The organism is Methylocystis bryophila (assembly GCF_027925445.1).
Classification (GTDB): domain Bacteria; phylum Pseudomonadota; class Alphaproteobacteria; order Rhizobiales; family Beijerinckiaceae; genus Methylocystis; species Methylocystis bryophila.
This window is the reverse complement of record NZ_AP027149.1, coordinates 3406063-3431421: the sequence shown is the minus strand read 5'-3', so window position 1 is coordinate 3431421 and position 25359 is coordinate 3406063. Positions and strand designations below refer to the sequence as shown.

The 25359-nt window shown below is 63.8% G+C and carries 24 protein-coding genes; 10 read left to right on the top strand and 14 right to left on the bottom strand.

The features are described from left to right. Positions 1-3 precede the first annotated feature (3 nt). Positions 4-840: an outer membrane protein gene (locus tag QMG80_RS15840; RefSeq protein WP_085770063.1), complete on the bottom strand. Its 837-nt coding sequence runs from the start codon at positions 838-840 to the stop codon at positions 4-6. A gap of 252 nt (positions 841-1092) precedes the next feature. After that, positions 1093-1950, bottom strand: a complete 858-nt coding sequence (locus QMG80_RS15835; RefSeq protein WP_085770062.1) for an outer membrane protein — start codon at positions 1948-1950, stop codon at positions 1093-1095. A 967-nt stretch (positions 1951-2917) separates the two neighbouring features. Here QMG80_RS15835 and QMG80_RS15830 point away from each other — a divergent pair. Further along, complete coding sequence (locus QMG80_RS15830; RefSeq protein ID WP_158658545.1) at positions 2918-3646, top strand: Hint domain-containing protein; 729 nt, start codon at positions 2918-2920, stop codon at positions 3644-3646. Between the two features lie 151 nt (positions 3647-3797). On the opposite strand, the gene QMG80_RS15825 is transcribed toward QMG80_RS15830, so the two are convergent. Together QMG80_RS15825 and QMG80_RS15820 are read right to left on the bottom strand one after the other, a co-directional pair. Continuing rightward, a complete protein-coding gene (locus tag QMG80_RS15825; protein WP_158658544.1) occupies positions 3798-4694 on the bottom strand; it encodes an outer membrane protein in 897 nt (298 codons plus the stop codon). Between the two features lie 672 nt (positions 4695-5366). Next, the gene (locus QMG80_RS15820; RefSeq protein ID WP_085770059.1) at positions 5367-6167 is read right to left on the bottom strand and encodes a DUF5765 domain-containing protein; all 801 of its coding nucleotides are present in this window, start codon (positions 6165-6167) and stop codon (positions 5367-5369) included. A gap of 194 nt (positions 6168-6361) precedes the next feature. On the opposite strand from QMG80_RS15820, the gene QMG80_RS15815 reads away from it, so the two are divergent. From QMG80_RS15815 to QMG80_RS15805, 3 genes are all read left to right on the top strand, one after another. Beyond that, a complete protein-coding gene (locus QMG80_RS15815) occupies positions 6362-6940 on the top strand; it encodes a hypothetical protein (protein ID WP_085770058.1) in 579 nt (192 codons plus the stop codon). A 159-nt stretch (positions 6941-7099) separates the two neighbouring features. Further along, a complete protein-coding gene (locus tag QMG80_RS15810; protein WP_085770057.1) occupies positions 7100-8833 on the top strand; it encodes an ABC transporter permease in 1734 nt (577 codons plus the stop codon). A gap of 30 nt (positions 8834-8863) precedes the next feature. After that, positions 8864-10174 (top strand): ABC transporter ATP-binding protein, encoded by a 1311-nt coding sequence (locus QMG80_RS15805; protein ID WP_085770056.1) that lies wholly within the window; start codon positions 8864-8866, stop codon positions 10172-10174. A 102-nt stretch (positions 10175-10276) separates the two neighbouring features. Here the strand turns inward: QMG80_RS15805 and QMG80_RS15800 are convergent, their stop codons facing one another. The 4 genes from QMG80_RS15800 to rplK all read right to left on the bottom strand — a co-directional run bounded on the left by QMG80_RS15800 (position 10277) and on the right by rplK (position 12693). Then, positions 10277-10768: a hypothetical protein gene (locus tag QMG80_RS15800; RefSeq protein ID WP_085770055.1), complete on the bottom strand. Its 492-nt coding sequence runs from the start codon at positions 10766-10768 to the stop codon at positions 10277-10279. Positions 10769-10965: 197 nt separating this feature from the next. Further along, positions 10966-11430 carry a YybH family protein gene (locus QMG80_RS15795; protein ID WP_085770054.1) on the bottom strand — a complete coding sequence of 155 codons (465 nt, stop codon included), beginning with the start codon at positions 11428-11430 and terminating at the stop codon, positions 10966-10968. 107 nt (positions 11431-11537) lie between these two features. Beyond that, on the bottom strand, positions 11538-12242 hold the full coding sequence (rplA, locus tag QMG80_RS15790; RefSeq protein ID WP_085770053.1) for a 50S ribosomal protein L1: 705 nt from the start codon (positions 12240-12242) through the stop codon (positions 11538-11540). Between the two features lie 4 nt (positions 12243-12246). Next, entirely contained in the window at positions 12247-12693 is a 447-nt protein-coding gene (gene rplK, locus QMG80_RS15785; protein WP_085770052.1) for a 50S ribosomal protein L11, read from the bottom strand. Between the two features lie 275 nt (positions 12694-12968). On the opposite strand from rplK, the gene QMG80_RS15780 reads away from it, so the two are divergent. Beyond that, positions 12969-14048, top strand: coding sequence for an FUSC family protein (locus tag QMG80_RS15780; RefSeq protein WP_085770051.1), 1080 nt, complete (start codon positions 12969-12971; stop codon positions 14046-14048). 20 nt (positions 14049-14068) lie between these two features. On the opposite strand, the gene nusG is transcribed toward QMG80_RS15780, so the two are convergent. Together nusG and secE are read right to left on the bottom strand one after the other, a co-directional pair. Beyond that, a complete protein-coding gene (gene nusG / locus QMG80_RS15775) occupies positions 14069-14599 on the bottom strand; it encodes a transcription termination/antitermination protein NusG (RefSeq protein WP_085770050.1) in 531 nt (176 codons plus the stop codon). Between the two features lie 30 nt (positions 14600-14629). Then, complete coding sequence (gene secE / locus QMG80_RS15770; protein ID WP_085773428.1) at positions 14630-14821, bottom strand: preprotein translocase subunit SecE; 192 nt, start codon at positions 14819-14821, stop codon at positions 14630-14632. 238 nt (positions 14822-15059) lie between these two features. Between secE and QMG80_RS15765 the strand changes: the two genes are divergently transcribed. Both QMG80_RS15765 and QMG80_RS15760 read left to right on the top strand, forming a co-directional pair. Continuing rightward, positions 15060-15746: a response regulator transcription factor gene (locus QMG80_RS15765; protein WP_085770049.1), complete on the top strand. Its 687-nt coding sequence runs from the start codon at positions 15060-15062 to the stop codon at positions 15744-15746. Further along, positions 15730-17142: an ATP-binding protein gene (locus tag QMG80_RS15760; protein WP_085770048.1), complete on the top strand. Its 1413-nt coding sequence runs from the start codon at positions 15730-15732 to the stop codon at positions 17140-17142. The genes QMG80_RS15765 and QMG80_RS15760 overlap by 17 nt, the downstream gene beginning before the upstream one ends. Here QMG80_RS15760 and QMG80_RS15755 read toward each other — a convergent pair. The 4 genes from QMG80_RS15755 to QMG80_RS15740 all read right to left on the bottom strand — a co-directional run bounded on the left by QMG80_RS15755 (position 17037) and on the right by QMG80_RS15740 (position 22405). Continuing rightward, the gene (locus QMG80_RS15755; protein ID WP_085770047.1) at positions 17037-19505 is read right to left on the bottom strand and encodes a PAS domain-containing sensor histidine kinase; all 2469 of its coding nucleotides are present in this window, start codon (positions 19503-19505) and stop codon (positions 17037-17039) included. The genes QMG80_RS15760 and QMG80_RS15755 overlap by 106 nt on opposite strands. Before the next feature lie 157 nt (positions 19506-19662). Beyond that, on the bottom strand, positions 19663-20445 hold the full coding sequence (locus tag QMG80_RS15750) for an ABC transporter permease (RefSeq protein WP_085770046.1): 783 nt from the start codon (positions 20443-20445) through the stop codon (positions 19663-19665). Next, positions 20442-21350, bottom strand: coding sequence for an ABC transporter permease (locus QMG80_RS15745; protein WP_245300023.1), 909 nt, complete (start codon positions 21348-21350; stop codon positions 20442-20444). Before QMG80_RS15745 ends, QMG80_RS15750 begins: the two co-directional genes overlap by 4 nt. Next, entirely contained in the window at positions 21347-22405 is a 1059-nt protein-coding gene (locus QMG80_RS15740; RefSeq protein WP_085770045.1) for an ABC transporter ATP-binding protein, read from the bottom strand. Before QMG80_RS15740 ends, QMG80_RS15745 begins: the two co-directional genes overlap by 4 nt. A gap of 475 nt (positions 22406-22880) precedes the next feature. Here QMG80_RS15740 and QMG80_RS15735 point away from each other — a divergent pair, with 475 nt between their 5' ends. The 3 genes from QMG80_RS15735 to QMG80_RS15725 all read left to right on the top strand — a co-directional run bounded on the left by QMG80_RS15735 (position 22881) and on the right by QMG80_RS15725 (position 25319). Then, positions 22881-24047, top strand: coding sequence for a RuBisCO large subunit C-terminal-like domain-containing protein (locus tag QMG80_RS15735; protein ID WP_245300022.1), 1167 nt, complete (start codon positions 22881-22883; stop codon positions 24045-24047). Then, positions 24044-24505: a cupin domain-containing protein gene (locus tag QMG80_RS15730; RefSeq protein WP_085770044.1), complete on the top strand. Its 462-nt coding sequence runs from the start codon at positions 24044-24046 to the stop codon at positions 24503-24505. Before QMG80_RS15735 ends, QMG80_RS15730 begins: the two co-directional genes overlap by 4 nt. Positions 24506-24698: 193 nt before the next feature. Next, the gene (locus tag QMG80_RS15725) at positions 24699-25319 is read left to right on the top strand and encodes an FMN-binding negative transcriptional regulator (RefSeq protein ID WP_085770043.1); all 621 of its coding nucleotides are present in this window, start codon (positions 24699-24701) and stop codon (positions 25317-25319) included. Positions 25320-25359 lie beyond the last annotated feature (40 nt).

Here is a 25359-nt window from a genome sequence, read left to right as displayed (position 1 = left end):
CGCTCAGTATTTGGCGAGAACCGGAGCGGGGGCCGCCCAGTTGAAGTGATAGTTCACGCCGGCGCGGACGATGTTGAGCTGCGGATGACGGTGGTTGCCGTAGTTCCAGCCCCATCCGCCGGTCTGCCCGCCGCTGCTGAGATCGGCATAGAGATATTCGATCTTCGCAGAGATGTTGGAAGTGAACATATATTCGAGGCCGCCGCCGGCGGTCCAGCCAGTGCGGGTGTTGTTGTAGTTCCCAGCGTAGACGCCGGCATAGGCGAAGCCGGCCGTGCCGTAGACGAGCAGCGAGGGCGTGAAGAGCCAGCCCGCGCGGCCGCGCACCGTGCCGATCCAGTCGATCCCGGCATGGCCGCCGCCAGTCGCCACGAGCGGGACCAGGAGGCCGCCGGCGGCGAGAGGCGAAGCGTAAAAGGGAGCGGCTTCGGACTTGTTGTTGTTGCCGATGCTCGAGCCCTGGAAGTCGGTCTCGACGCCGACCAGGACCGACGGGTTGAACTGGAAGTTGTAGCCGACCTGTCCGCCGCCCACGACGCCGCCCGAGGTTCCGTTGAAATTCGAGCTGCCGGGCAGGAAGAAGAGGTTCGTCGCGCCCGTCGGGGTGACATTGGAGGCGAAGCTATACCGCGGATCCCAATAGGGCGCGTAGACCTGGTTCACACTGTTGGAGTTCCATCCGCCGCCGACGTTCACACCGGCGTAGAAGCCGTTCCAGGTCAGCGGGGGCGGCGGCGGCGGCACATAGACCGGAGCCTTGTGGGAGGGGAGATCTGCTGCGAACGCGGAGCTCATGCCGATCGCCAGCGCGATCGCGGAAATAGAAGCAACCTTTTTCATATTCGCCTCCTTCGTGGAATAGGCGGTAAAGCGAGGACGTCTTGGAGGTGGATTCTTCGACGACTTTCGATAAGAAGATGCACAGCAATTGCGCTTGACTTCAACACACAAAACGCCGCGTCGTCTATTTTCCTGGCAGGTGTGCCATTTCTGCAACAGCACTGTGTTCTTCGTGCAACAGGGCGAGTGCTTGCTGCAAGCAAAAAGCCCGGCGCGAGGCCGGGCTTTCTGCTTTGAGGCTGTTGAAGCCGCTCAGTATTTGGCGAGAACCGGAGCGGGGGCCGCCCAGTTGAAGTGATAGTTCACACCGGCGCGGACGATGTTGACCTGCGGATGGAAGTGATAGCCCCAGTTCCAGCCGAAGCCGCCAGTCTGTCCGCCGCTGCTGAGGTCGGCATAGAGGTACTCGACCTTGGCCGACCAGTTGGGGGCGAACATCCACTCGAGGCCGCCGCCGGCGGTCCAGCCGGTGCGGATGTTGCTCTGGCCCCAGGCGCTCACGCCGCCATAAGCGAAGCCCGCCGTGCCATAGACGAGCAGAGTGGGCGTGAACAGCCAGCCGGCGCGGCCGCGCACCGTGCCGATGTAGTCGAGGCCGAGGCGGCCGCCGTTGATCGCCGCGACCGGAACCAGAACGTCGTTGAGCGCGCCGCTGGTGGGGTTGACGAAAGGCGACGGGTAGATCGAGTAGTTACCCGGGCCATTGCCGCCGAGGCTCGAGCCCTGGAAGTCGGTCTCGACGCCGACCACGATCGACGGGTTGAACTGGAAGTTATAGCCGACCTGCAGGCCACCGATGACGCCGCCCGCATTGCCCGTCTGATTGCCGTTAGGCAGGAAGAACAGGTTCGAGGAGGTGGCTGCGTTCGGCAGGACGCCCAAGCCGCCGAAGGGGTATTTCGGATCCCAATAGGCCGAGCCTTCGTTGCGCGGGTTGTTGGCGTTCCAGCCGCCGCCGATGTTCAGACCGGCGTAGAAGCCGTTCCAGGTCAGCATGGGCGGCGGCGGCACGTAGACCGGGGGAGCCTTGCGGCTCGGAAGGTCCGCCGCGAAGGCGGACGCGGTCAGCGCGAAGCTGAGCGCGGTCGCGGAAAGGAGGATCTTTTTCATGCTCTGTGCTCTTTCTCTGCTCTCTTGAAGACCGAGACTCGACCCGTTCAGGACACGGAAGAACCGCGTCCTTCATGGGCCTCGAGAAACCCGCCTGCTCCTGCGGGCGCCTCTCGCTTCCACCCCCGAAGGGGAGTCGCGAGCCTCCGGCCAATAATGCCGCGCAAGGAGGCAAATTCTCCTTAACGCGGTGTATGCGCTCTCAGGAGCCACGCGCCTCGCCTCTTGCGAAGGCGGTGCGCGCGGACGCCCTGAGGCGCCCAGCCCTTGAAGCTGGTGAAATTAGAAGGCGCCGAGCCTGAGTCTGCAAGGCAAGAGGCGTTGTTTCTGGCGATAAAGTGTCGTTTTTTCGAGGAGTGTTGCAGGGGAGCAACAGTTTTGCAGGGGAGCAACAGTTTTGCCGCCCGCCGGTCGATGTTTCGAGCTGCAATAAGTCATTAAGGAAAGGGGGCCGGGCCTTCTGGTGATCGGGCTCTTCCAGCCGATCAGAATTTGGCCGCGCCGGGGCGGCGAGAGCCGGTCAATCGTTCGTCCACATTCGCGACATGTTCCGCGAAGGAGGGCGTGCGAGAGCGCCGATCTTCACCTCGGCTCGAGGAAGCCGGGCGCGCAGGACGGCGCGCGGCCTCGCTCATTCGCGTCAACGGCGTCCTCGCAATGTAAACGCCAAGAGACGGAGACCGTCCGACTCTCTTCTTGCGGCGCAATTTCATTTGCAATCTGGGAACGCTGGATATCGAAGCGCCCTGGCGAGGCCATAAATGACTGTTTTTTTATCTGATTTGCTTTTGGTCCCGCAAATGCTCGGAACCTCTGCTGCGGCCTGTCGCGCGTCAGCTTGGCGTGGATCTCACGTTTTGGCGCGCCACAGCGCGAATACGCGAATAGATGGAGGCGGACCTTTATGGCGACTGAAAATCGAATAACCCCGGACGCTGGGGAAATATCAGACGCTCGGCGCAGATTTGTGACAAGAAATCTGCTGGCGATCGGCGTCATCGCTGCAGGCTCTTTGACGAGCAAGAGCGCCTCTGCGATGACGTTCGGCCAAGCTTTCGGCTGCAACTGCTTTCTGCGAGGAACGAAGATTCGCACGCTGGAGGGGGAGCGCAATGTCGAGGATATTGCGGCAGGAGACATGCTTCCGACCCATTTTGGCGGAGCCCGCGCCGTCCAATGGGTCGGCCATTATCGCTACAGGAAGAGCGACGCGACAAAGCCCTGGCAAGAGGATGTTCGTCCGGTTCGTGTCGCGCGCTCCGCGATAGCGCCCAATGTTCCCAGCCGGGATCTCTATCTGACCCAGGAGCATTGCTTGTACGTCGACGGCGTGCTGATCGGGGCGGGCAGTCTGGTCAATGGAACGACGATTGTTGTCGATGCTGCGGAACAATGGGATGAGCTTGAGTATTTCCATATCAAGCTCGAATGCCATGATGTCGTTTACGCCGAGGACCTGGCTTGCGAATCGCTCCTGAACGTCGGTGAGAAGGCGGCCAATTTCGCCGATTACTATCGGAAATACGGCGAGCCGAAGGCCGACGGAGTCCTTTGCGCGCCGGTCTTCCAACACTATCGACGCCGCGATAAGGTTTCGTCGCGCCTCCGCAGCGCCGCGTCGCCCTGGGTCGATCGCCGATCGACATTCGACGTCGTTCGCGACCGGCTGGAAGAGCGCGCCCTGACCTTGGCCTAGCGCGTTTCCTGCTCGAACCGAATCGTTTGAGCGATAAGGAACGCGCCAAATCAAAGGTTGGAGCGAATTCCGGATTTGCGGAATTCGCTCCAACTCGTCTCTTTTTTGGGGATTTTGCCTGGAGGGCTGCTGGGGCCCAGGCCAAAGCCGATTAATATTTCGCGATCACGGGATCGGGTGCGAAGGGATTGAAGTGCCAGTTCACCCCCATGCGGACCGTATGCCAGCGCGTCGGGGAGGTTTGGGAATAGAAAAAGGTCGGTCCCGGTCCGGGAGGGGAAGTGAGGACGAGGATCGACGTTCCATAGAGGGTCGTTGGGCCAAGATCGGTGTAGAGATATTCGAGCTTGATCGAAAAGGCGTGGAACAGCGAGTGCGCAGGGGCCGGGAACCACTCGACGCCCCCGCCGGCCGTCCAGCCGACTTTCGTCTTGTCGTAGTTCGTGCCGGCGCCCACGATAACGCCGGGGAGCTCGGGGAAAAAGTCCGAGACATTTACGCTTTGGACCACGCCGCCATAAGCAAGCCCGCCGGTGCCGTAAAGCAGCAGATTGGGCAAGTTGGGGATCGTCACGCCGATGCGTCCGCGCACCGTGCCGAACCAATCGACGCTCTTATTTTGACTGGCGAAGGCGAAATGCGGGCCGGTCCCGATCGCGCCCACTCCGGGCGCTCCGTTAATCCCGTTTCCCTGGCTATGCACGTCGGTCGCCTGCGTGTCTGCCTCGATGCCGACGACGAGCCAAGGATTGAACTGGTGATTGTAGCCGGCCTGTCCTCCGCCGAGCACGCCGCGGGGGTCATCGGGAATCGACCAGGCTGAGCCCGGCACGATGCAGCAAAGGAACCGTTCGTAGACCAACCCCCCCGGATCCTGATTGTTATTGCCGAAGCCATAGCCGATGTTGACGCCGCCATAGAGGCCGGTCCAACTAAACACTGGCGGCGGCACGATGATCGGCGCGTTGAGACTGGGAACACCGGCCGCGAACGCCGATCCGCCGACGAGTCCCAGCGCTAGGCTTGCAGCGAGGGCGAGCTTTCTCATGACGTTTGCCGCGTCGTTTCGACATGGCCGCGCCTGCAAGGCCGCGAAAAGGTAACGGATCGTCTTCATCGTTGAATGCTCTCTCTCTGCTCGATGAAGCCCGCGGAGCGCCTCGCGAGGCCGGTGAAGACTCGCGGTTCGCCTCGGGCTTTCGAGATGGCCCGCCTGCATTTTTGGACGCCTCAGGCTTCCCGCCGCCGTCAATGGGCCAGCTTGAAGACAAGAATCGCCCACAAAGAAAGAAGTCCCCGTGATGCTAGTCAATGAACGCCTTCAACGCAGATTACTCTTCAGGAGATGGTTGTGAGAATCTTGACCCAAGTGCTTACCGGTCTCGAAGCTACCATTGAATACGGTCAAAGCAAGTTGATAGTCGGAACTGGAATCAAAAAGTCCCGGGCTGTGACAAAAATGCCACGGCTAAGAACAATCTGTGGAGGGTGAACGTGCTGTAAGCGAGGGGAACGGGAGGAACCCCTTCGCCGTGCCTTATCGCAACAGTTTATACGTTCGAGTCCGTTTACAAATCATTTACGATAAGGCCGGTCCGTCCCACAAAGACGCGGAATTCGGCTCAGCGACGGCCGACTTCCGCGTCCGTGCAGCAACTGGGCGAGCACTTCGACGCCCGCGAAACCTCTTGCCGTGGCAAAGTCCGAGAACTTCCGGCTCTCACTCCGCGGGCGGCGCCTCGCGCGCGCCCTGGGGCAGCGCCGGCTCGGCGCGTCGCGCCTCCCACCAATTGGCGAGCCTTCGCCACCAAGGCTCGCCGACATGCAGATGCGCGCGCAAGGGCGTCTTGATGATCGCGAGCACGAGGCCGATGCTGAAGAGGCACCAGACGGCCGGCCATTCCGTGATGTCGTTCGTCGTCTGAGAGGCGAGCCAGGGGCCGGCGACCCAGGAAAAAAGCGTGAAACGCCAGCTGCCGATCAAGGCCGGCATGAAGAAGGCCGTCAACGGATAGGAAATGAAGCCGCGACCGAGGTAGGCGTTGTCGGTCATGCTGTTGAGGATGCCATTGACTGGCAGATGCCAGGCGATGTGCCATTCGCCGCGCACCGTGCAAAGCACATCGCCGCACAAGGGGCGGCCGATCTGGCAGTGCCCGGCCCAGGCGAATGGGTAGAGCTGCACGATCATGAAGATTGCGCTCGCGAAGCACGCCGCGAAGACCCAAGGCGCGACCTTGCGCGCCGCGTCCTTCGGCATGAAGTAGAGGGCGACCGCATTGATGAAAAATGGCTGGAAGGCGATGTGCAGGTAGCCGAAGAGCGTCATCAACTGGTTGAGCGGCGACTCACATTGGCCGAGCACGGAATAGCTGACGGCCTGCAGAGACTCCATGCTGGCGAAATAGAGGAGACACACCCACAACGCCATCGGTTCCGGATTACGCTTCAACGCCGAATAAGCCGCTCCGCCGATGCCCACCGTCGCCAATACTGCCGACGCCTCACCACTCCAGCACATGCTCCAGTCCGTTTCCTTCCAAGTTATCCGTCCCGGATACACGATTATCAGTCGGCGTCAAAGCGCGAACGCCGCGCGCCGGGCAGGATCGATTTTACGCGGATTTAACGCGGCGAGGCCATGATTAATGAAGCCTTCCCTCAGGCCCTGTCGGCCTCGAATTCCCATGCGGCGCTAATAGAGCTCGGCCGGGCATGCAAGAAAACTCTTCCCTGCTTCCGTCGTTGGTTGGCGCTGAAGAAGCGCCGCTCGCCTCTAGGAAAGCTGCAGACAAGAGCGGCGCGCTTCGGCGCCTGCGCTATTCTGTCGCAGGTTGGCGCTCGCCCGCATCCTTCTGGAGCGCGCTGGCTCTGGCGATTCTCATGGGCGCCGCCCTGGGTCTGGAATTCGGGCTGCGGGCCGGCGGGCTTGCGCCGCCGACGAGTGGGCGAATCGCTGAACCCGCGTCGCTCGACCGGGTCGCCCTCGTCGAGCTCGCCCACCTTCGCGATGACGTGCGGAGCCTGCGCGCGCAGATCGAGCAGCTTCGTCACACGGCCGAAACCTCAAGAGCCGGCGAGCGCATCAAGGCGCTCGAGGCGGCGCACGAGGCGAGCCTCGCGCAGGCGCAGCTTGCGAGCGCGACAGCAACGAAGCTCGGCGCCCTCGAGGCCCGTCTCGAACGGCTCGAGCGCGCGGGCGCGGATCCGACGTCAACCTCCGTGATCGGGCGCCCCGGTTCAAGACTATCGGGCAAGGATCGCCGAGCCGCTGGGGGCGGCGCGCCAGATTGAGCGATCGCGTTGGACGTCAGCCGCTGAGGTGGTAAAGCCTCGCGCGTCGTTTCTCGTTCGCCGTCAAGCCTATGAGCGACGTCTCCCTCCTGGCTATCTCGGCCGTCGCATTGGCGACGCCCGGCCCATCGTCTTGAACCGCACAGGCCCTTTATGACCATGGACCGCTACGCCCTGCTTTCCCGAGAACAAGTCGCGAGGCTGCCGAATTTCTGGGACGTCGCGGCTTTCCTGCTGGTGCTCGGCGTCTTCGTCTTGATGAGCTACGGCTCGCGCGGCATGACCACTCCCTTGAGCGCGCCCGAGGCAACCGGCGTGTCGCTCGATTATCAATATCTTCCCTATTACGGGCTGCGCACGACGTTGCGAATGTTCGCGGCGATCTGCGTCTCGCTCGTGTTCACTCTCACCTATGCGACGCTCGCCGCGAAGAGCCGTCGGGCCGAGATGGCGTTGATTCCCATTCTCGACGTCCTGCAATCCGTGCCGATATTGGGTTTCCTCTCTTTCACCGTGACCTTCTTTCTGAGGCTCTTTCCCGGCTCGACGCTCGGCGCGGAATGCGCGGCGATTTTTGTGATCTTCACGAGCCAAGCCTGGAACATGGCCTTCTCCTTCTATCAGTCGTTGCGTGGCGTGCCGCGCGATCTCGAGGAGGTCGCGGCGAATTTCGGCCTCACGCCCTGGCAGAAATTCTGGCAGCTCGAGACGCCCTTCGCCATGCCCGGCCTCATCTGGAACATGATGATGTCGATGTCGGGCGGCTGGTTTTTCGTCGTCGCCTCGGAGGCGATTTTGGTCGGGGACGTGAATATCCGTTTGCCGGGGATCGGGTCCTATCTTGCGCTCGCGATCGACGAGCGCCGAATCGATTGCGTGGCCGCGGCGGTCGTCGCCGTGGCGTTGATCATTCTCGCCTATGATCAGCTGCTATTTCGTCCCATCGTCGCCTTCGCCGACAAGTTTCGAGTCGAGCTGACGGCCTCGCAGACGCCGGCGGAATCCTGGGTGCGCGATCTTTTTCTGCGCACACGCTGGCTGCGGAACGCGACCACTCCGCTCGCGCGGTTGCTGGCGCGCATCGCGCTTCTGCAGATGCGGCTTCCCGGGACGAGAAGCGTTGCGCGCGAGAACAACCCGTACGCGGAGCGGGCTCTCGACTTCGCCTGGTATCTTATTCTCGGGTCCGCGATTTGCGCTGCGGCGGCGTTGATCATCGAGTTCTTGCGCACGAGCATCGACTTCGCCGAAGTCCTCCGCGTGGCGCAGCTCACCTTCTACACTTTCCTGCGCGTCTCGGCGCTGATCGCGCTGACGACGCTCATCTGGGTCCCGATCGGCGTCTGGATCGGTCTGCGGCCCCGCGTCGCCGAAAAAGTGCAGCCGCTCGCGCAATTTCTCGCCGCCTTTCCGGCGAATGTTCTGTTTCCGGTGGCGGTGATCGGCATACTGCGCTTCCACCTCAACCCGAACATCTGGCTTTCCGTGCTGATCGTCTTCGGCACGCAATGGTATATCGCCTTCAACGTGATCGCCGGCGCGAGCGCCTTTCCTAATGATTTGCGCGAGGCGGCGCAGAATTTTCGCGTCAGGGGCTGGGACTGGTGGAAGCGCGTGATCCTGCCGGCCGTCTTCCCCTATTATGTGACCGGCGCGATCACGGCCTCGGGCGGCTCGTGGAACGCCTCGATCGTCGCCGAATACGTCAAATGGGGCAACGATCGCGTCTCCGCGGAGGGCGTCGGCGCCTATATCGCTCAGGCGACCGAGGTCGGCGACTATCCGAAGATCGTGCTGGGCGTGGCGGCGATGAGCATCGTCGTGATCCTGGTCAACCGTCTGTTCTGGCGCCGGCTCTCGGTCTTTGCGGAAAGCCGGCTGCGTTTGCTGTGACGAATCCCGCTACCCGTAAAGGCCGCCTCCATGCAATCAAGAAGCTCCAACCCGCCGCTCCTCGTCATCGACGACGTCTCGCAGAACTACGGACGCGGCCCAGATAAAGGCACCACGGTCCTCGACCACGTTTCGCTTACGCTGAAGGAAGGCGAGATCGTCGGACTGCTGGGACGGTCGGGCTGCGGCAAGTCGACCCTGCTGCGCATCGTCTCGGGGCTGAACCGTGCGTCTGGCGGAGAGGTGCGCTATCGCGGCGAGAAGGTCGCGGGTCCCGTAGACGGCGTCGCCATGGTCTTCCAGAGCTTCGCGCTTTTCCCTTGGCTCACTGTCCTGGCCAATGTGGAACTGGGGCTGCGGGCCAAGGGCGCGCCCCGAGAGGAGGCGCGCAAGCGTGCGCTGCAGGCGATCGACATCATCGGCCTCGACGGCTTCGAGAACGCCTATCCGAAGGAGATTTCGGGCGGCATGAGGCAGCGCGTCGGCTTCGCGCGCGCGCTCGTGGTGGCCCCCAGCCTTCTCTTGATGGATGAACCCTTCTCGGCGCTCGACGTGCTGACCGCCGAGACGCTGCGCACCGATCTCCTCGACCTTTGGGTCGAAGGACGGATGCCCATCAAATCGATTCTCATGGTCACGCATAACATCGAGGAAGCCGTGTTGATGTGCGACCGCATCGTCGTGCTGTCGTCCAATCCCGGACGCATCGCGGCCGAGATCGGCGTCTCCATGCAGCATCCGCGCAATCGGCTTGATCCCGAGTTCCGTCAGCTCGTCGATCGCATCTATGCGCTAATGACGCGCCGCGCCGAAATGGCCAAGACAGGGTCCGGCGCCTTCCCAGGTTTGGGCCTCGGCATGGCGCTGCCGACCGTCTCGACCAACACCCTCGCCGGCATGATCGAGGAGGTTGCGGCCGAGCCTTACGACGGCAAGGCCGACCTACCGGCCTTGGCCGACAGCCTGCAGCTCGAGATCGACGATCTTTTTCCGGTCGCCGAAACTTTGCAGCTTCTGCGTTTCGCCGAACTGGCCGAGGGCGACATCAAGCTGACTTCGGCCGGCCGGCGCTTCGCGGAGCTCGGCGTCGATCAGCGCAAGAAGCTCTTCGGCGATCACCTGCTCGCTTACGTGCCGCTCGCGCAGCGAATCCGTCGCGTGCTCGATGAGCGGCCTTCGCATCATGCGCCGGCGACGCGCTTTCGCGAGGAGCTCCAGGATTATATGAGCGAGGAATACGCCGAGACGACGCTCAGGAGCGTGACGACTTGGGGCCGCTACGGCGAGATCTTCGCCTATGACGAGGCGAGCCAGTCCTTCAGCCTCGAGAACCCGCAGTAGGAGACGGCAATTCCCCGTCTCCAGCGAGCCGGAGGCTCGCGGTCCGAGCGGGCCAGGACCGCGAGCCTCTGGCTCGCACGAGGCGCACCTTCGAAAGTCGTATTAGACGCCCAGCACGCCGTCGATCTCGGCGAGCGTCGCCTTTTCCTTTTCGGACACCTGCACGCCGCCGAAGCCGAGGAAGCCGCCTTCCGAACTCGCCTCCGCGACGATCTGCGCAATATGCGATAGCCAATGCTTGAAGGCTGCCGCGTCGTTCGGCGCCTTGGCGTCGACGAGCGCCACGACGCGCTTCAACTCCTCGAGCGCGCGGTCCTTGAGCTCCTCGGCCTTCGCGTCCTCCAGCAGCGCAGCCATTCGGTTTTGCGCGTTGGAGCGGCCCTCGGAGGTGAAGAGGTCTTCGGCGGTGGATTTGATCAATTCGTCGCTGGCGCCCGCTTTCGCGGCGGCGAGCTCCTTGGCGCTGGCCCAGCCTTCCGCGAGCGTGCCGAAAATCCCGCTTGGGTCGGCGGCGGTGATCGCGAAGCCCGCGAGAACGGGGGCCGCGAGCACAGTATTCCATTCCTCGGCGGAAAAGTCGGTTTTGACGGCCATTGATCTTGCCCTTTCGTCGCTCGAGAGCGGGTTCCGTAAAAGCTGACAGACTTTTGCGATCAGAATTCGCTCGCAATCAAAAGCTTAGAGCATGTCCTGGCCGGGAAGCCGCTCCGGGCGTCTGCACGCAAACCAAAACCATGCAGGGAGAGTAGAGCAGCACGCGGATGACGCCGTGATTACGGCGGCGTTGACCCTCAGTCTCGCGCGGTGGAGAAGGCGAGAAAGCGAAAAATTCTCCATTTGCCGTCTCCTTCGCGGCGAAAGACGTCGACGCCCGGCTCCTCCCAGGCGACGACCTTGGCGCCCCGACGCGTCGTCATCGTCCAAACGAGCCGCACGACCGCGAGCTCGCCGCTCAGGATGATCTCCTCGATCTTCGCTGTATACCGCAGACTGACATTGCGATCGGCGAGCGCCCTCGCGATCCGCCGGCACACCGCGTCGCGGCCCTCGTCAGGCCGGCCGCGCATTGTGGAAATCAGGTCGGCCGAGAAGAGATCGCAGCATTTGGAGGCCTCGCGCGTGTTGAAGGCGTCGCTCCATTCCGCAAGCCGCGCCGCGATCGCCGCTTTGTCGTCGTCGCCAGAGGCGAGGGCGGGCGCCAGAGCGAGCCCCATGACGAAGAAAACCGGGCGGGCGATCGCAGTGAAATAACGCATGCGCGTTCCCCAATCAGCTTACGGGTCGAGTATAGGCTGCGCCAATCCGCAAAGAAAAAGCCGGCGGTCGCCCGCCGGCTTCGCAAATTGCTTTTTTTGGCGCTGACTTACGCCGTCACGCCGCCGACGCTGCCCACGTCCACCTTCACGCCCGGCCCCTGGGTGGAGCTGATGGCGATGCGCTGGATATAGGTGCCCTTCGCGCCCGCGGGCTTCGCCTTGGCGACCGCGTCGACGAAGGCCTTCACGTTCTCGACGAGCTTGCCGTCGTCGAAAGAAGCCTTGCCGATCGTGCCCTGCACGATGCCCGCCTTCTCGACGCGGAACTCCACGGCGCCGCCCTTGGAGGCCTTGACCGCGGCGGTCACGTCCATTGTCACCGTGCCCACCTTCGGGTTCGGCATCAGGCCGCGCGGGCCCAGCACCTTGCCGAGACGGCCGACGAGCGGCATCATGTCGGGCGTGGCGATGCAGCGGTCGAAATCAATCGTGCCGCCCTGCACGGTGGTGACGAGATCCTCGGCGCCGACGATGTCCGCGCCCGCCGCCTTCGCTTCGTCAGCCTTCGGTCCGCGCGCGAAGACCGCGACACGCAGCGTGCGGCCCGTCCCGTTCGGGAGGTTGACGACGCCGCGCACCATCTGGTCGGCGTGCTTGGGATCGACGCCGAGATTCATGGCGATCTCGACCGATTCGTCGAATTTGGCCTTGGCCCGCTCGCGCACGAGCTTGACGGCGTCGGAGAGCGGATAGAGCTTGGTGCGCTCGATGCCCTCGCGCGCCTTGGCGATGCGTTTGCCGATATGCGCCATCGTCTTACTCCACCACCTGCAGGCCCATCGCCCGCGCCGAGCCCTGGATCATGGTCATGGCCGACTCGACCGTCGAGCAATTGAGGTCGGGCATTTTCTTCTCCGCGATCTCGCGGATCTGCGCCATGGTGATCTTGCCGACCGTGCCGCGGCCCGGCGTCTTGGAGCCGGAAGCCGGCTTCTTGCCGATCTTCAGGCCCACCGCCTTCTTCAGAAAGAAGGAGACCGGCGGCTGCTTCATCTCGAAGGTGAAGGAGCGATCCTGATAGGCGGTGATGATGACGGGGATCGGCGTCCCCTTTTCCATCTGCGCGGTCTTCGCGTTGAAGGCCTTGCAGAATTCCATAATGTTCAACCCGCGCTGACCGAGCGCGGGGCCGATCGGCGGCGACGGATTGGCCGCGCCCGCCGGCACTTGGAGCTTGATGAAGCCCGCGATTTTCTTCGCCATTTGCTTCTCCAACGATAGGCGCCGCCACGCGGAGCCCGCGCAGCGTCGCCGGTTGCAGGTCGTGGTCCGACGCGGTCTCCCTTGGCGAAAGGGCGCGCCCGCCACGTGCGGTTTCGTTCTTTCAGGGAACGAAAAAAGCCCTCGTGAAGAGGGCTCTGGCCTTTTAAAGCTCTGTCGGGGGAAATGCAAAGGCTTTCGCTTCGCACCGGGCGCCTGCGCCTATGTGGTCGATGTTCCTTGCGGATTAGGGGCGCCGCGCCTGCGGTGGGTGGACCATGTGGCGTTTCATCGCCCGCTACAAGATGGAATTCTATCTTTGCCTGCGCGTCACGCTCGCGACATTGCTGACCTTCGGGCTTGGGCGGCTGCTCGGGCTTCCAATGATCTTATGGGCGCTGCTGACCAGCGTGCTCCTGACGCAGATGAGCGTCGGGAAGTCGGTGAAGGCGACGCTCGACTATTTCGTTGGCACGCTCGGCGGCGTCGTTTATGCGGCGGCCATATCGGCGCTCATCCCGCAAACGACTGACGCCGGCCTCCTCGCGGCCTTGGCCGCCACCGTGCCCCCGCTGGCGCTGCTCGCCGCCGTCAGCCCGAAATTCGCCGCGGCCGTCCCGACGGGCCTCATCGTGGTTGTCGTGCCGACGCTGACGCACGCAACGCCGCTCGCTTCCGCAATCGACCGCGTGGAGGAGGTCGCGCTTGGCGCCACTGTGGCGTTGGCCGTCTCGCTCGTCGTCCTGCCCGCGCGGGCGAGCAACATGGCGAGGCGTTCGGCGGCCGCCATGCTGGAGGCGATCGCCGACGCGGCGCCCATGGTTCTCGCGGGCTTCACAATTCCCTTCGATCGGCAGAAGGTGACGGATCTGCACCGACGGATTGCCGCCGCCTACGCAAAATTCGAAGCGGCGGGCTTGGAGGCCGGGCATGAGCGCCTCTCGCTCTTGACTGAGGATCCTTCAAGCGAGCCCGAGTTCGAGCAGCTGCGCCGAACGCTGCTGCGCCTGCGGCATGATCTGATCATGACGGGGCGCGCCGCCGATGCGCCTTTGCCCGAGGCGATCGCCATGCGGTTGGAGGCGTCGCTCGCGTCGCTCGCGAAAGTGATCGAAGACCAGTTGCGGCTGAACGCCAGGCGGCTGCGCGCGCGCGGCGAAGCGCCGGCCGAGGCAGGTTGGGAAAGCGCGTTTGACGCGTTCCACGACGAGATCGTCGCGCTCCGGGCAGAGGGGCTTTTGCGGCCCATGCCGGAGGAAGCGGTTCGGTCAATCTTTGCCGTAGCCTTCGCTCTGGAGCAGTGGCGCAGGGATTTGAGTGAATTAAGGACGCGCGTGAACGATCATCTGCGCAACTGAGATTGCGCCTCGTTGGGTCGTCAGACCTTGTCCACCTGCCCAAATTCGAGCTCCACCGGCGTCGCGCGGCCGAAAATCGAAACCGCGACCTTCAGGCGTGAGCGGTCGTAGTCGACCTCCTCGACGAGGCCGTTGAAGGAGGCGAAGGGCCCGTCGGCGACACGCACCGTCTCGCCCACCTCGAAGGTGATCGTCGACTTCGGCCGCTCGGCTCCTTCCACCACCTGGCCCTTGATCCGGTTCGCCTCCTCCTCGGAGATCGGCATGGGCTTGTTGTCGGCGCCGAGAAATCCAGTGACCTTGGGGGTGTTCTTGATGAGCGAGAACACCTGATCGGTGAGATCGCATTTCACGAGCACATAGCCCGGGAAGAACTTGCGTTCCGTGTTGATCTTGCGACCGCGCCGCACCTCGACGACATGCTCGGTCGGCACCAGAATCTCGTCGAAGCGCTCGGTAAGATGGCGCTGGGCGGCCTGCTCGCGAATCGAATCCGCGACCTTCTTCTCGAAGTTCGAATAGGCGTGGACGATGTACCAGCGCTTGCTCATGAGGATGAAAGCCGCTCCGAAGTTTGAACTTTAATGTCCGGCCGTCAGCATCAGCTTCACGCCGAAGCGCAGCGCCGAATCGACGATGACGAAGAAGAGAGAGGCCAGAATCACCATCAGGATCACCATGGAGCTGGTGATCATGGTTTCGCGGCGCGTCGGCCAGAAGATCTTCTTGGCCTCGGAGCGCACGTCCTGGATGAATTGGAGGGGATTGGCCATCGTCTCTTGCCTGAGCCCGTTTTTGAAGGAGGCTGGACGCATCGCGCGCCCCGCGCAAAACAGTCGCGGCGCGGGACCGGAAGGCCGCGCGCCACGAAAATAGGCTTATAGACGCATACTCTGGGGGCGCCAAGGGGAAATTTTGCTCCCCGCACGAGACGACGTCGAGGGTCGGAAGGTCTCGGCGATCGAAGCTTCGACTCTTCGGTTCTGACGACATAACCCCTATATTGTCGCCATGCGACTGCTGATCATCGAGGACGACAAGGAAGCGGGGGCCTACCTCGTCAAGGCTTTCCGCGAGGAGGGGCATGTCGTCGATCTTGCGACGGACGGCCTCGAAGGCTACGCCCAGGCGCGTGAGGGTCAGCACGACGTGCTCATCGTCGATCGGATGCTCCCCAAGCTCGACGGGCTTTCGCTGATCTCGAGCCTGCGCGAGCAGAAGGTTGAGACGCCCTGCCTGATCCTGTCGGCGCTCGGACAAGTTGACGACCGGGTGAAGGGGTTGCGCGCCGGCGGCGACGATTATCTCGTCAAGCCTTACGCTTTCTCGGAGCTTTTGGCGCGGGTCGAGGTTTTGTCGCGGCGCCGGAGGGGCGCATCGCGCGGCGAGGAGACCGTTTATCGCGTCGGCGATCTCGAGCTCGATAGATTGTCGCACAATGTGACCGTCGGTGGCCGCGAGGTGACGTTGCAGCCGCGGGAATTCCGCTTGCTCGAGTATTTGATGAAGCATGCCGGCCAGGTGGTCACCCGCACCATGCTGCTCGAAAACGTCTGGGACTATCACTTCGATCCGCAGACCAATGTGATCGACGTCCACATCTCGCGTCTACGCTCCAAGATCGACAAGGGACGAGCGACGCCGTTGCTGCATACCGTCCGCGGCGCGGGATACATGATCCGTGAAAGCGCTCGCTAAGCTTTTCCGAACGACGGCGTTCAAGCTCTCCGCCGCCTATTTCATCCTGTTTGCGGTGGGCGCCGTGCTGGTGCTCGGCAGCGTGGGACGCAATGTGGAGATCGTGCTCGACGAGCAGATCAGTCGGTCCATCGACGCCGAGATCCAGACGCTGGAAGACATTTACTCGGAAGGCGGCCTGCTGCAGCTCAGCCTCTCCGTCGCCCGTCGCGCACGCGCGCCGGGGGGCATGATCTATCTCGTGACGACGCCGGCTGGAGAGTTCGTCGGCGGCAATATTGTCGCCTCGCCAGCCATCGGCGGGGAAGAGCGAACGCTGATCGAAACGCTTTATCGTCGCCATGCCGAAGCCTCTAGCCAGGCGCATATCGCTCTCGCCAAGCTGGTCATCTTGCCCGATGGTTTTCGTCTCCTCGTCGGGCGCGATATCGAGGATCATCGCGTGCTGCGCCAAATCCTCAGTCAGGGTCTGGGGGCTTCGCTGTTCTGGCTCGCGATGGTCGGCACTCTCGGCGGCCTTTATGTGGCGTATCGCATGCTGGAGCGCGTCGACGAGCTCTCCGCCACGGCGCGCCGCATCATGTGGGGCGACTTGAGCGAACGCCTGCAGACCTCCGAGGCTGGCGACGAGCTCGATCGTCTCGCCGAGAATCTCAACGCGATGCTCGCGCGCATCGGCCAGTTGATGCAGGGGCTGCGCGAGGTTTCCGACAATATCGCGCATGATCTCAAGACGCCGCTGACGCGCTTGCGGAACCGTGCGGAGGCGGCGCTGCGGGGCGAGAAATCACCGGACGAATACCGCGCCGCGCTCGGAGCCGTTCTCGACGAATCGGACGGCCTCATCCGCACCTTCAACGCGCTGCTCATGATCGCCCGGGCGGAAGCCGGCCATGTCGGCGACGGGATGAGCGAGGTGGATGTTGGCGAGATCGCGGGCGAGATCGCCGAGCTCTATGAGCCATTGGCGGAGGAGCTCGGCGCGCGGCTCGAAAGCGAGGCGCAGAAAGGACTGATTGCCCGGGGCAATCGCGAGCTCCTCGCTCAGGCGCTCGGCAATCTTGTCGACAACGCGTTGAAATACGGGGTTGGCGGCGACGCGCGGGAAGTCAGGGTGACGGTCCGGCGCGCCGGCCCCCTCATCGAGATCGCCGTCGCCGATCATGGACCCGGCGTCCTGCCGGAGGATCGCGAAAAAGCGCTCGAACGCTTCGGGCGCCTCGAATCATCGCGATCTTTGCCGGGATCGGGCTTAGGGTTGGCGCTGGCGCTCGCGATCGCCCGCCTGCATCAAGGCAATTTACGCTTGGAGGACAATGCGCCGGGCTTGCGCGTGATCTTCTCGACGCCGTGGCTGCGTGCGCCGCTTCCCGAGACGCCTTCCGATCGGGCGTGAGCGAGGCGCGGCGCGGCGCCCAAGGGCTGAGGCTGCCTGGCCGCCGCGACCGAGGCCAGCGGGCGCTGGGCGCGCCAAGCGTCGTCGCGCGACGCCGTGGGATCGGCCGGCAGGCGGAAGAGCGCGAGCGTGCCGACGCCGACGCGCGAGCGCAGCCGCAGACCGCCGCCCAGCAGCTCGACGAGGGCATGCGCGATCGCGAGTCCCAGGCCCGAGCCTTTCATGCCATTTTCTATGACCGCACGGGACTGCAGGAACGGCGTTCCGATCTTGGCAAGCGCCTCGCGCTCGACGCCTTGGCCGTTGTCGGCGACGCAGATCCAGATCGTCCCGAAGCGTTTGCGCGCACGCAGCCGCACATCGCCGCCGGGCGCCGTGAATTTGAGACTGTTGGAAAGGAGCACGCCCAGGATCTTCACGATGGCGGCGTGATCGCCCGCGCACAGCAGCGCGTCCTCGATCTCGCAGAAGAAGGTGACGCCCTTCTCCAAAGCCCTCTGACGCCATGCCGTCGCGGCGTCGTCAACCACCTTCGATAGGTCGACGGAGTTGACCGAGAGCTGCGGCTCGTTTCGCTCGAGCCGGGACATTTCCAATATGTCCGCGACCATCGCTTCGAGTTGCCCGCCGCTCTTGTGAATGTCGCGACAATATTCGAGATATTTGCTCGAGCCCAGCTCGCCGAAAGGCTGCTGTAGCATCAGCTCCGAGAAGCCGACGATCGCATTGAGCGGCGTGCGCAGCTCGTGACTCATGTTGGCGAGAAACTCGCTCTTGGCGAGATTGGCGGCCTCGGCTTCGGATTTTTGAAAGTGATATTGCTCGGCGAGCGCCGCGAGCTCCTGTTTTTGCATCTCCAAAGCCTGCCGCGAGCGAGTCAGCTCGACCACGGTCGCTTGCAGGCGACGCTCGGATATCAGAAGATTTTCTTCGTTGTGCTTGAGCTGTGTGATGTCAGTGCCAACCGATACAAAGCCGCCGTCCTTCGTTCGCCTTTCGTTGATCTGCAGCCAGCGGCCATCGGCGAGGCGAGCCTCATAGGCGCAGGCCAAGGCCCCCAGCGACGCGCTGGGCGTCGCCTCGTTGCGCAGCGTCGGACCGCTCGCGCGGCCCATCACCGCGTCATAGGCGGCGCCGGGAGACGCGTCTTCGCTTTTGAGGCCGTGGAACTCAAGAAAATTGGCGTTGCAGGCGACCAGCCGCTTGTGCGCATCCCACAGAACGAAGGCCTGGGAGGCGGCGTCGATCGCGTCGCGCAGACGCCGATCCGCGGCTTCGGTCGCTTGCGCGAGCGCTTTTTGCTCCGAGACATCGACCGCGATGCCGACAAGATGCATGCGCTTCGTTTCGGGATCGACGATGACCTCCGCGCGCGCGCGCATCCAGATCCAAGCGCCGCTCGTGTGACGGATGCGAAACTCCCGATCGGCGGCTGTGGTCCGCCCCGAGGCTACCGTTGACGCAACCTTCAAAAGATCGCTGTCGTCGGGATGGATCAATTCCGCGAGTTCGCCGATCGTGAGGGAGCCGCGCTCGATTTCCCGCCCGAGCATCTCGTGCATCGAGTCGGACCAGTAGAGGCGTCCCTGTTCGATGTCCCAGTCCCACAGGCCGCAGCGGCCGCGCGAGAGCGCCGTCGCCAGCCGGCTCTTGATGCGACGGTTCGTCTGTTCCGCGGCCTGTCGGCGTCTCGCTTGCCTGAAGGCGGCGACGACGATGACGATGAGAACGGCCACGGTCGCGGCCAGCAGAAGCTTGTGACGAGAGGAGGCCGCGCGCCAGTCGATCAGCACGGAGCTTTGCGGCTGGATCGCGGCGAGGCTGCCAAACGGGGCCGGAAGCTTACGAATAATGGCGAGAGCCGGCGTGCCGTCGCTCATAACGATGCGGACAGGCCCCGATCGTTCAAGGTCCGTCTGAGACTGCTTGCCGAACATTGAAACGAGCGTGGAGCCGGCGAGCTTCGACTGCGGCCAGGTCGCGGCGATGTGGTCTTTCCCGTCGGTGACGACAATGCTGCGTCCGCGGCTCGCGTGAAGCGGCGCGATCGCCAAAAGCGGCTCGTCGATCGCGGCGCTTTCGCGGTTTTGCACGATGATCTCGGAAAGGTCGCGCCAGATCGCCTTGGAAAAGAGGTCAAGATCGGCGGCTGCGTCGAGAAGCAGGCGATCATGCGCGTCGCTCGAAAGCGCGCCGACCATTTCGAATATGGCGAGGATGCAGATGACGCCAGCGAGGAGCGCAAGGCGCCTCAACCACTTTTCTTCGCCCGGGTCGGGGCCGCCGGCGTTGCAGCCCTGGCGATCGGCGCTCCAGATCGCTTCGGCGCGAGTCGTCGCGTTGGCGGCGGAGGCCCGCGCCATGGAATGTCTCCATCAATTTGCGGCGAGAGGGAACGCAGCGACTTTCCCCCGAATCATCTCCATGAGAATCCGACATCGGCAAATTGTCCAGGAGAAACTTTTGCGCGACTCGTTCTGCAAATAAATGAATCGGTTAGTGAATCGTAATGCGCCCGCTTCAAGCGGGCCGACGCCGGCGCAACAGCGCAGCGACGGCGAGCACGAAAAAGACGAAGGCCAGCAGCAGGGTGGAGACCGCGTTGACCTCGGGCGTCACGCCGAGCCGCACCTGCGAATAGATGCGCATGGGCAGCGTCGTCGCGCCGGGTCCCGTGGCGAAGCTCGCGATGACGAGATCGTCGAACGACAAAGTGAACGCCATGAGATAAGCGCTGGCGAGCGCCGGGGCGATGGCCGGAAGCACCACCAAGACGAAGGCTCGCGGCGGCGTCGCGCCGAGGTCCATCGCGGCCTCTTCTTGAGAGGGGTCGAGGTCGCGCAACGCTGAAGTGAGCGCCACGGTGGTGAAGGACATCGTGAAGGTCGCGTGCGCGATCACCAGCGTGAGAAATCCGCGGTTGAAGCCGAAGGACACGAAAGCGCTGAGAAAAGCGAGCCCGAGCACCACCTCGGGCAGCACGAGTGGCGCATGCGCGGCGCCATAGAAGAGTGAGCGGGATCTGAACGCGCCGAAGCGCGTCAGCGCCACCGCGGCGCAAAGTCCGAGACTCGTCGCGAGCGTCGCCGAGATCGCGGCGGCCTCCAGGCTGATCCTTGCCGCGTCGAGCAGCGCGTCGTTCTCGAGCAGCGAAAAATACCATTTCGTCGAGAAACCGCCCCAGACCGTCACGAGCCGAGAGGCGTTGAAGCTCATCGCGGCCAGCACCAGTATCGGCCCGTAGAGGAAGAGGAAGCCAAACGCGAGCGCCGCACGGCCGGCAAGGCGAGCGGGCGCGCTCATGAGTTCTCTCTTTCGTCGCGCAACCGCAGCCGCTCGGTGAGGAGCAGAGGGCCGAGCAGAAGCAGGAGCAGGAGCATCGCCGCGGCGCTTGCCGTCGGCCAGTCCCTGTTGGCGAAGAAGTCGTTCCAGATCGTGCGGCCGATCATCAGCGTGTCGGAGCCGCCGAGCAGATCGGGAATCACGAACTCGCCGACGGCCGGAATGAACACCAGCAGGCAGCCCGCGATGACGCCCCGCCGCGACAAGGGCAGGGTCACGCGCAAGAAAACCGTCGCTGGCGTCGCGCCGAGATCTGCCGCCGCCTCTCCCAACGAAGGGTCCAGGCGCTCGAGCGTCGAATAGAGCGGCAGCAGCATGAACGGTAGATAGCTGTAAACGATGCCGATCATGACGGCGACATTCGTCGCGTAGATGCCGAGCGGTTCCTGAATGAGGCCGAGAGTCGTCAACACGTGGTTGATGAGGCCTTCGTCCTTCAAGAGCGCGATCCAAGCGTATACGCGGATAAGAAAGCTCGTCCAAAAAGGCGCGACGGCGAGGGCGACCAGTATCGGGCGCAGGCGCGCCGGCGCGCGCGTCATGGCCAGCGCGAAGGGATAGGCGATGCACAGCGTGATCAGCGTCGAGGTCGCCGCGATGACGAGCGAGGTGACAAGAGAGTCGCGGTAGAGATTGTCCTCAGCGAAGGCGCGATAGGCGTCGAGATTGAGGGAGCGCAGCTTCTCGATCGCGCCGGAGAAGCCGTCGGAGAGCGAGAAGACCGGCTCATAGGGGGGGCGCGCTTCCGCGGGATGCGAGAAGGAAATCTTTGCGACGAGCGCCATCGGCGCGATGAAGAAGATCAAGAGCCAAAGATAGGGCAGGGCCAGGACGGCCCGGCGCCCACGGCTCAGCCGCGCGCTCACGGCCTTGGCTCCGCGAGGAGCGCGCCGGCCTCGGGCGGGATCGTCACGCGCACGCTGTCGCCCTGCGCGAGGCCCGCGTCAGGAGGGCAGGAGACGCGGAGCGTCCCCCCCGTGTCGAGCTCGACCCACAGCAGCGTGGTCTCGCCGCGAAAGCTCGCCTGCGCGACGCGTCCCGGTAGCCCCGCGCCGTCCCGCGCGAGACGAATGTCCTGCGGACGCAAGGACAGCGCGGCCCTGGCGCCGTCGTCGAGCGTGCAGACGGCCCGCGCGATCTTCCCGAAAGGAGCGACGAACCAGACTCCGTCCGCGCGCGACACATGGCCCTCGATCAGATTCGTCGCGCCGATGAAGTCCGCGACGAAACGGTTTTGCGGTCGTCGGTACACGTCCGGCGGCGCGCCGATCTGCTCGATCTTGCCTGCGCGCATCACGGCGATGCGATCGGCGAGCGCCAGCGCTTCGTCCTGATCATGCGTGACGATAACGAAGGCTGTATTGAGCTTGCGCTGAATCTGCTTGAGCTGGAGCTGGGTCTCTTCTCGCAATTTTCGGTCGAGGGCGCCGAGCGGCTCGTCGAGCAGCAAGAGCTTCGGCCCCGGCGCCAGCGCCCGGGCGAGCGCCACGCGCTGCTTCTGGCCGCCGGAAAGCTGGTGGATTCGGCGCGCGTTGAAGCCCCCCAGCTGGACGACGTCGAGAAGCTCCTGCACTCGTTTCTTCACATCGTCTTGCGCGAGACCCTTGCGTCGCAAACCGAAGGCGATGTTCTCGAAGACGTCGAGATGCGGAAAGAGCGCGTAGGACTGAAACATCATGTTGATCGGCCGCTGGTGAGGCGGCAGCCCCGCCAGATCGCGGCCCTCGAGCGTGAGCCGCCCGGAATCGGGCCTCTCAAAGCCGGCGATGAGGCGCATCAGGGTTGTCTTGCCGCAGCCCGATGGGCCGAGAAGCGCGAAGAACTCGCCCGGCGCCACGTCGACGGACACGTCGTCGAGCGCGACGGTCGAACCGAAACGCTTCGAGGCGCGCTCTATGGCGAGGAGCGGAACGGCGGCCATTCTTTCCCTCGTTCTCTCTCGTTCTCCCAGCTCATCGCGGGCGCTTCCCCTGTCGGGGAACGCGAAAGCGACGACCTTTTGCGATATCGTTGCGGCCGGCGCAAGCGGCGCGCAAAGAGATCGAGTGAGCGTTTTTCCACTCTCGCCTCGCCCTGAGAGGCTGCGAAGCGGGCGTCTCGAAGGGCAGCCAAGCGCGGAGTCATTCCGAGCCCTCTCCTTCGAGACGGCTCCTGCAGATCCTCCTCAGGAAGAGGGCGCGGCGCGCTGAGCTCGGACGCCGAGGCGGGGGATCGCGCGCCGCTCAAGAATCCCGATCCCGCGGTCGCAAATCTTGCTATAAGTGCGGAAGCTCGGACCGGCGGCGGTTGAGGGATGAGGAAATGGAAGAGTTCGGGGGCGGTTTCTTCCGCCAACTGATGATCGGCTTTCTGCTGGCGGTCGCCGTCGGCTTTATCTACGTCTGGTGGCGATAGCCTTGCGCGCCGACAGCGAGACTGAGGCCGTGCGGCCGGGACATGGCGCGCAAGCGGTCGAGGAGCCGAGGATCATCGCCCGCTATCGCTTGCGCTGCGACGCGGGCGTGGTCGAGGATCGCGCCCAAAAGATCGCCGTGGAGCAGAGCGTCGAGATGCCGCTCGCGGGCGTCCGCGATCCCGATATTATGAAAAACATCGTCGGCAAGGTGCTCTGCATTCAACAGCGGGGCGAGCGCCTGTTCGACGCGACGATCGGATTGTCCGCGCGCACGGTCGGCGCCGACGCTGGGCAATTGCTCAATATGCTGCTCGGCAACAGCTCCATGCATGAGGACGTCTCGCTCGAGGACGCGGAGCTGCCGCCCTCCTTGCTCGCGGCCTTCGGCGGGCCGAATCACGGGATCGAGGGGCTGCGCGCGCTGGCGGGCGTCGAACGCCGCGCGCTGACATGCTCGGCCCTGAAGCCGCAAGGCCTCTCCCCGGCGGCGCTCGCCGAGCTCGCCCATGAGTTCGCGCTCGGCGGCGCCGATTTCATTAAGGACGATCACGGCCTCGCGGATCAGGACTATGCGCCCTTCGCCGAGCGCGCCCCCGCCTGCGCGCGCGCGATGCGAGAGGCCGCGAAGGTCACGGGTCGACTCACCCATTACGTCCCGAGTCTCTGGGGAAGCTTTGAAGAGATCGACGCGCGCATTCGCCTGGCTCGCGACGAGGGCCTCAAGGCGGTCATGGTTGCGCCGGCGCTCATTGGCGTTTCAAATCTTGTCGCGCTGACGCGCAAGCATGCGGATTTCGCCTTCTTCGCGCATCCGAGCTTCACCGGCGGCGCGCGCATCGCGCAGCCCTTATACAACAAGCTCTATCGGCTCTTCGGCGCCGACGCGGTGATCTACGCCACCTTCGGCGGGCGCTTCGGTTACAGCCGCGAGACGTGCCGCGGCATTGCCGACGGCGCGCGGAAGCCGCTCGGACGCCTGCGACGCGCCATGCCTGTTCCGGCGGGCGGCTTGACGCTCGCGCGGGTGAAGGAGACGCTCGACTTTTACGGCGAGGAGACAATGCTGCTCATCGGCGGCGATCTGCTGCTTTCCGAGCGCGAGGCGCTTGCTCGCGAGACGGCGGCCTTCGTGCGCGGCGTCGAAAACTATGGCGCAGGATCGGCATGAGCGGCGGCGGCGAAGACGTGTTGCGCAAGGCCGAATCGGGATTTCGATGGTCCGGGGTCGACCTGCTCGCCTACAAGGAGGAGGGATCGGCGCCCTTCAAGTCGATCTCGCGCCAGACGCTTTTTGGCGGCGAAGGCCTTGAAGGCGAGCTTCGCTACTTCGAGATCGAGGCTTCCGGTCACTCGACGCTCGAGAGCCATCAGCATCGACATGCGGTGATGATCCTGCGCGGGCGCGGCCAATGCCTCGTGGGCGATAAGATCCTTGCCCTCGCGCCGCATGATCTCGTGGCGATAGCGCCCTGGACCTGGCATCAATTCCGCGCAAACGCCGGCGAAACCTTGGGGTTCCTCTGCCTCGTGAACAGAGAGCGCGACAAGCCGCAATTGCCGAGCGAGGCCGACCTCGCGCGGCTCCGCGCCGATCCCGCCATCGCCGCTTTTCTCGACGGGGACTAGAGCATGTCCCGGAAAAGCGCGAAGCGGTTTTCCGGTCAGGACAGGCTCCAAACTTTTCATTTGGCGCGATTCCTTATCGCTCGAACGATTCCACGTTCGTGAGGGTCGAGCCGCTTGTTCGCCGAAGCTGCTGGGGTGGCTAACGAAAGGGCTGCGTTGTTGGAAATGAACGGACGCGAGAGGCGAAAAAAGCATGTACATCAGCCCTGAATTTCGCGAGACCGACGGAGCCGCGATCCGGGAAACCATACGGGCCGCTCGGCTTGCCAATCTCGTGACCGTCACGGCTAGCGGTCTGATCGCCACGCCCTTGCCTCTGTTCTATGACGAGGCGGAGGGCGCACTCGGCGCGCTCTACGGACATATCGCCAAGGCGAATACGCAATGGCAGGCGCCCGTAATGGGCGAGGCCTTGGTCATCTTCATGGGACCCGACGCCTACATAACGCCCTCATGGTATCCAACGAAGCAGGAAACGGGGAAAGTCGTCCCCACCTGGAACTATGTCGCCGTGCATGCCTATGGAACAATCGAGTTTTTTACTGAGGAAGAGCGACTGCTCGACGTGGTGACGCGCTTGACCACGTTACATGAATCCTCGCGGCCTGAGCCGTGGGCGGTGACGGATGCGCCGCCCGATTACATTAAATCGCAACTTCGCAGCGTCGTGGGCCTGCGCATGCCGATCTCTCGTCTCGATGCGAAGCGGAAAATGAGTCAAAATCGCTCCAAGCAGGATCGAGACGGGGTGGCCAAAGGATTAGCGGAGAGCCAAGATATCAGAGATAACGCGGTTTCACGGCTTATTGTGTGACGCCGCAATGAATTTCGGCTGAGAGCGCGTCGAGGCGCGC

What these genes read in the sequence shown, in the direction of transcription:
- QMG80_RS15740 (WP_085770045.1), bottom strand. Translation starts at nt 22,405, where the DNA reads ATGGCCGCCGTTCCGCTCCTCGCCATAGAGCGCGCCTCGAAGCGTTTC.
- QMG80_RS15725 (WP_085770043.1), top strand. Translation starts at nt 24,699, where the DNA reads ATGTACATCAGCCCTGAATTTCGCGAGACCGACGGAGCCGCGATCCGG.
- QMG80_RS15820 (WP_085770059.1), bottom strand. Translation starts at nt 6,167, where the DNA reads ATGTGCTGGAGTGGTGAGGCGTCGGCAGTATTGGCGACGGTGGGCATC.
- QMG80_RS15835 (WP_085770062.1), bottom strand. Translation starts at nt 1,950, where the DNA reads ATGAAAAAGATCCTCCTTTCCGCGACCGCGCTCAGCTTCGCGCTGACC.
- QMG80_RS15730 (WP_085770044.1), top strand. Translation starts at nt 24,044, where the DNA reads ATGAGCGGCGGCGGCGAAGACGTGTTGCGCAAGGCCGAATCGGGATTT.
- QMG80_RS15840 (WP_085770063.1), bottom strand. Translation starts at nt 840, where the DNA reads ATGAAAAAGGTTGCTTCTATTTCCGCGATCGCGCTGGCGATCGGCATG.
- QMG80_RS15780 (WP_085770051.1), top strand. Translation starts at nt 12,969, where the DNA reads ATGTGGCGTTTCATCGCCCGCTACAAGATGGAATTCTATCTTTGCCTG.
- QMG80_RS15810 (WP_085770057.1), top strand. Translation starts at nt 7,100, where the DNA reads ATGGACCGCTACGCCCTGCTTTCCCGAGAACAAGTCGCGAGGCTGCCG.
- rplK (WP_085770052.1), bottom strand. Translation starts at nt 12,693, where the DNA reads ATGGCGAAGAAAATCGCGGGCTTCATCAAGCTCCAAGTGCCGGCGGGC.
- secE (WP_085773428.1), bottom strand. Translation starts at nt 14,821, where the DNA reads ATGGCCAATCCCCTCCAATTCATCCAGGACGTGCGCTCCGAGGCCAAG.
- QMG80_RS15805 (WP_085770056.1), top strand. Translation starts at nt 8,864, where the DNA reads ATGCAATCAAGAAGCTCCAACCCGCCGCTCCTCGTCATCGACGACGTC.
- QMG80_RS15825 (WP_158658544.1), bottom strand. Translation starts at nt 4,694, where the DNA reads ATGAGAAAGCTCGCCCTCGCTGCAAGCCTAGCGCTGGGACTCGTCGGC.
- QMG80_RS15755 (WP_085770047.1), bottom strand. Translation starts at nt 19,505, where the DNA reads ATGGCGCGGGCCTCCGCCGCCAACGCGACGACTCGCGCCGAAGCGATC.
- QMG80_RS15800 (WP_085770055.1), bottom strand. Translation starts at nt 10,768, where the DNA reads ATGGCCGTCAAAACCGACTTTTCCGCCGAGGAATGGAATACTGTGCTC.
- QMG80_RS15795 (WP_085770054.1), bottom strand. Translation starts at nt 11,430, where the DNA reads ATGCGTTATTTCACTGCGATCGCCCGCCCGGTTTTCTTCGTCATGGGG.
- QMG80_RS15815 (WP_085770058.1), top strand. Translation starts at nt 6,362, where the DNA reads ATGCAAGAAAACTCTTCCCTGCTTCCGTCGTTGGTTGGCGCTGAAGAA.
- nusG (WP_085770050.1), bottom strand. Translation starts at nt 14,599, where the DNA reads ATGAGCAAGCGCTGGTACATCGTCCACGCCTATTCGAACTTCGAGAAG.
- rplA (WP_085770053.1), bottom strand. Translation starts at nt 12,242, where the DNA reads ATGGCGCATATCGGCAAACGCATCGCCAAGGCGCGCGAGGGCATCGAG.
- QMG80_RS15765 (WP_085770049.1), top strand. Translation starts at nt 15,060, where the DNA reads ATGCGACTGCTGATCATCGAGGACGACAAGGAAGCGGGGGCCTACCTC.
- QMG80_RS15750 (WP_085770046.1), bottom strand. Translation starts at nt 20,445, where the DNA reads ATGAGCGCGCCCGCTCGCCTTGCCGGCCGTGCGGCGCTCGCGTTTGGC.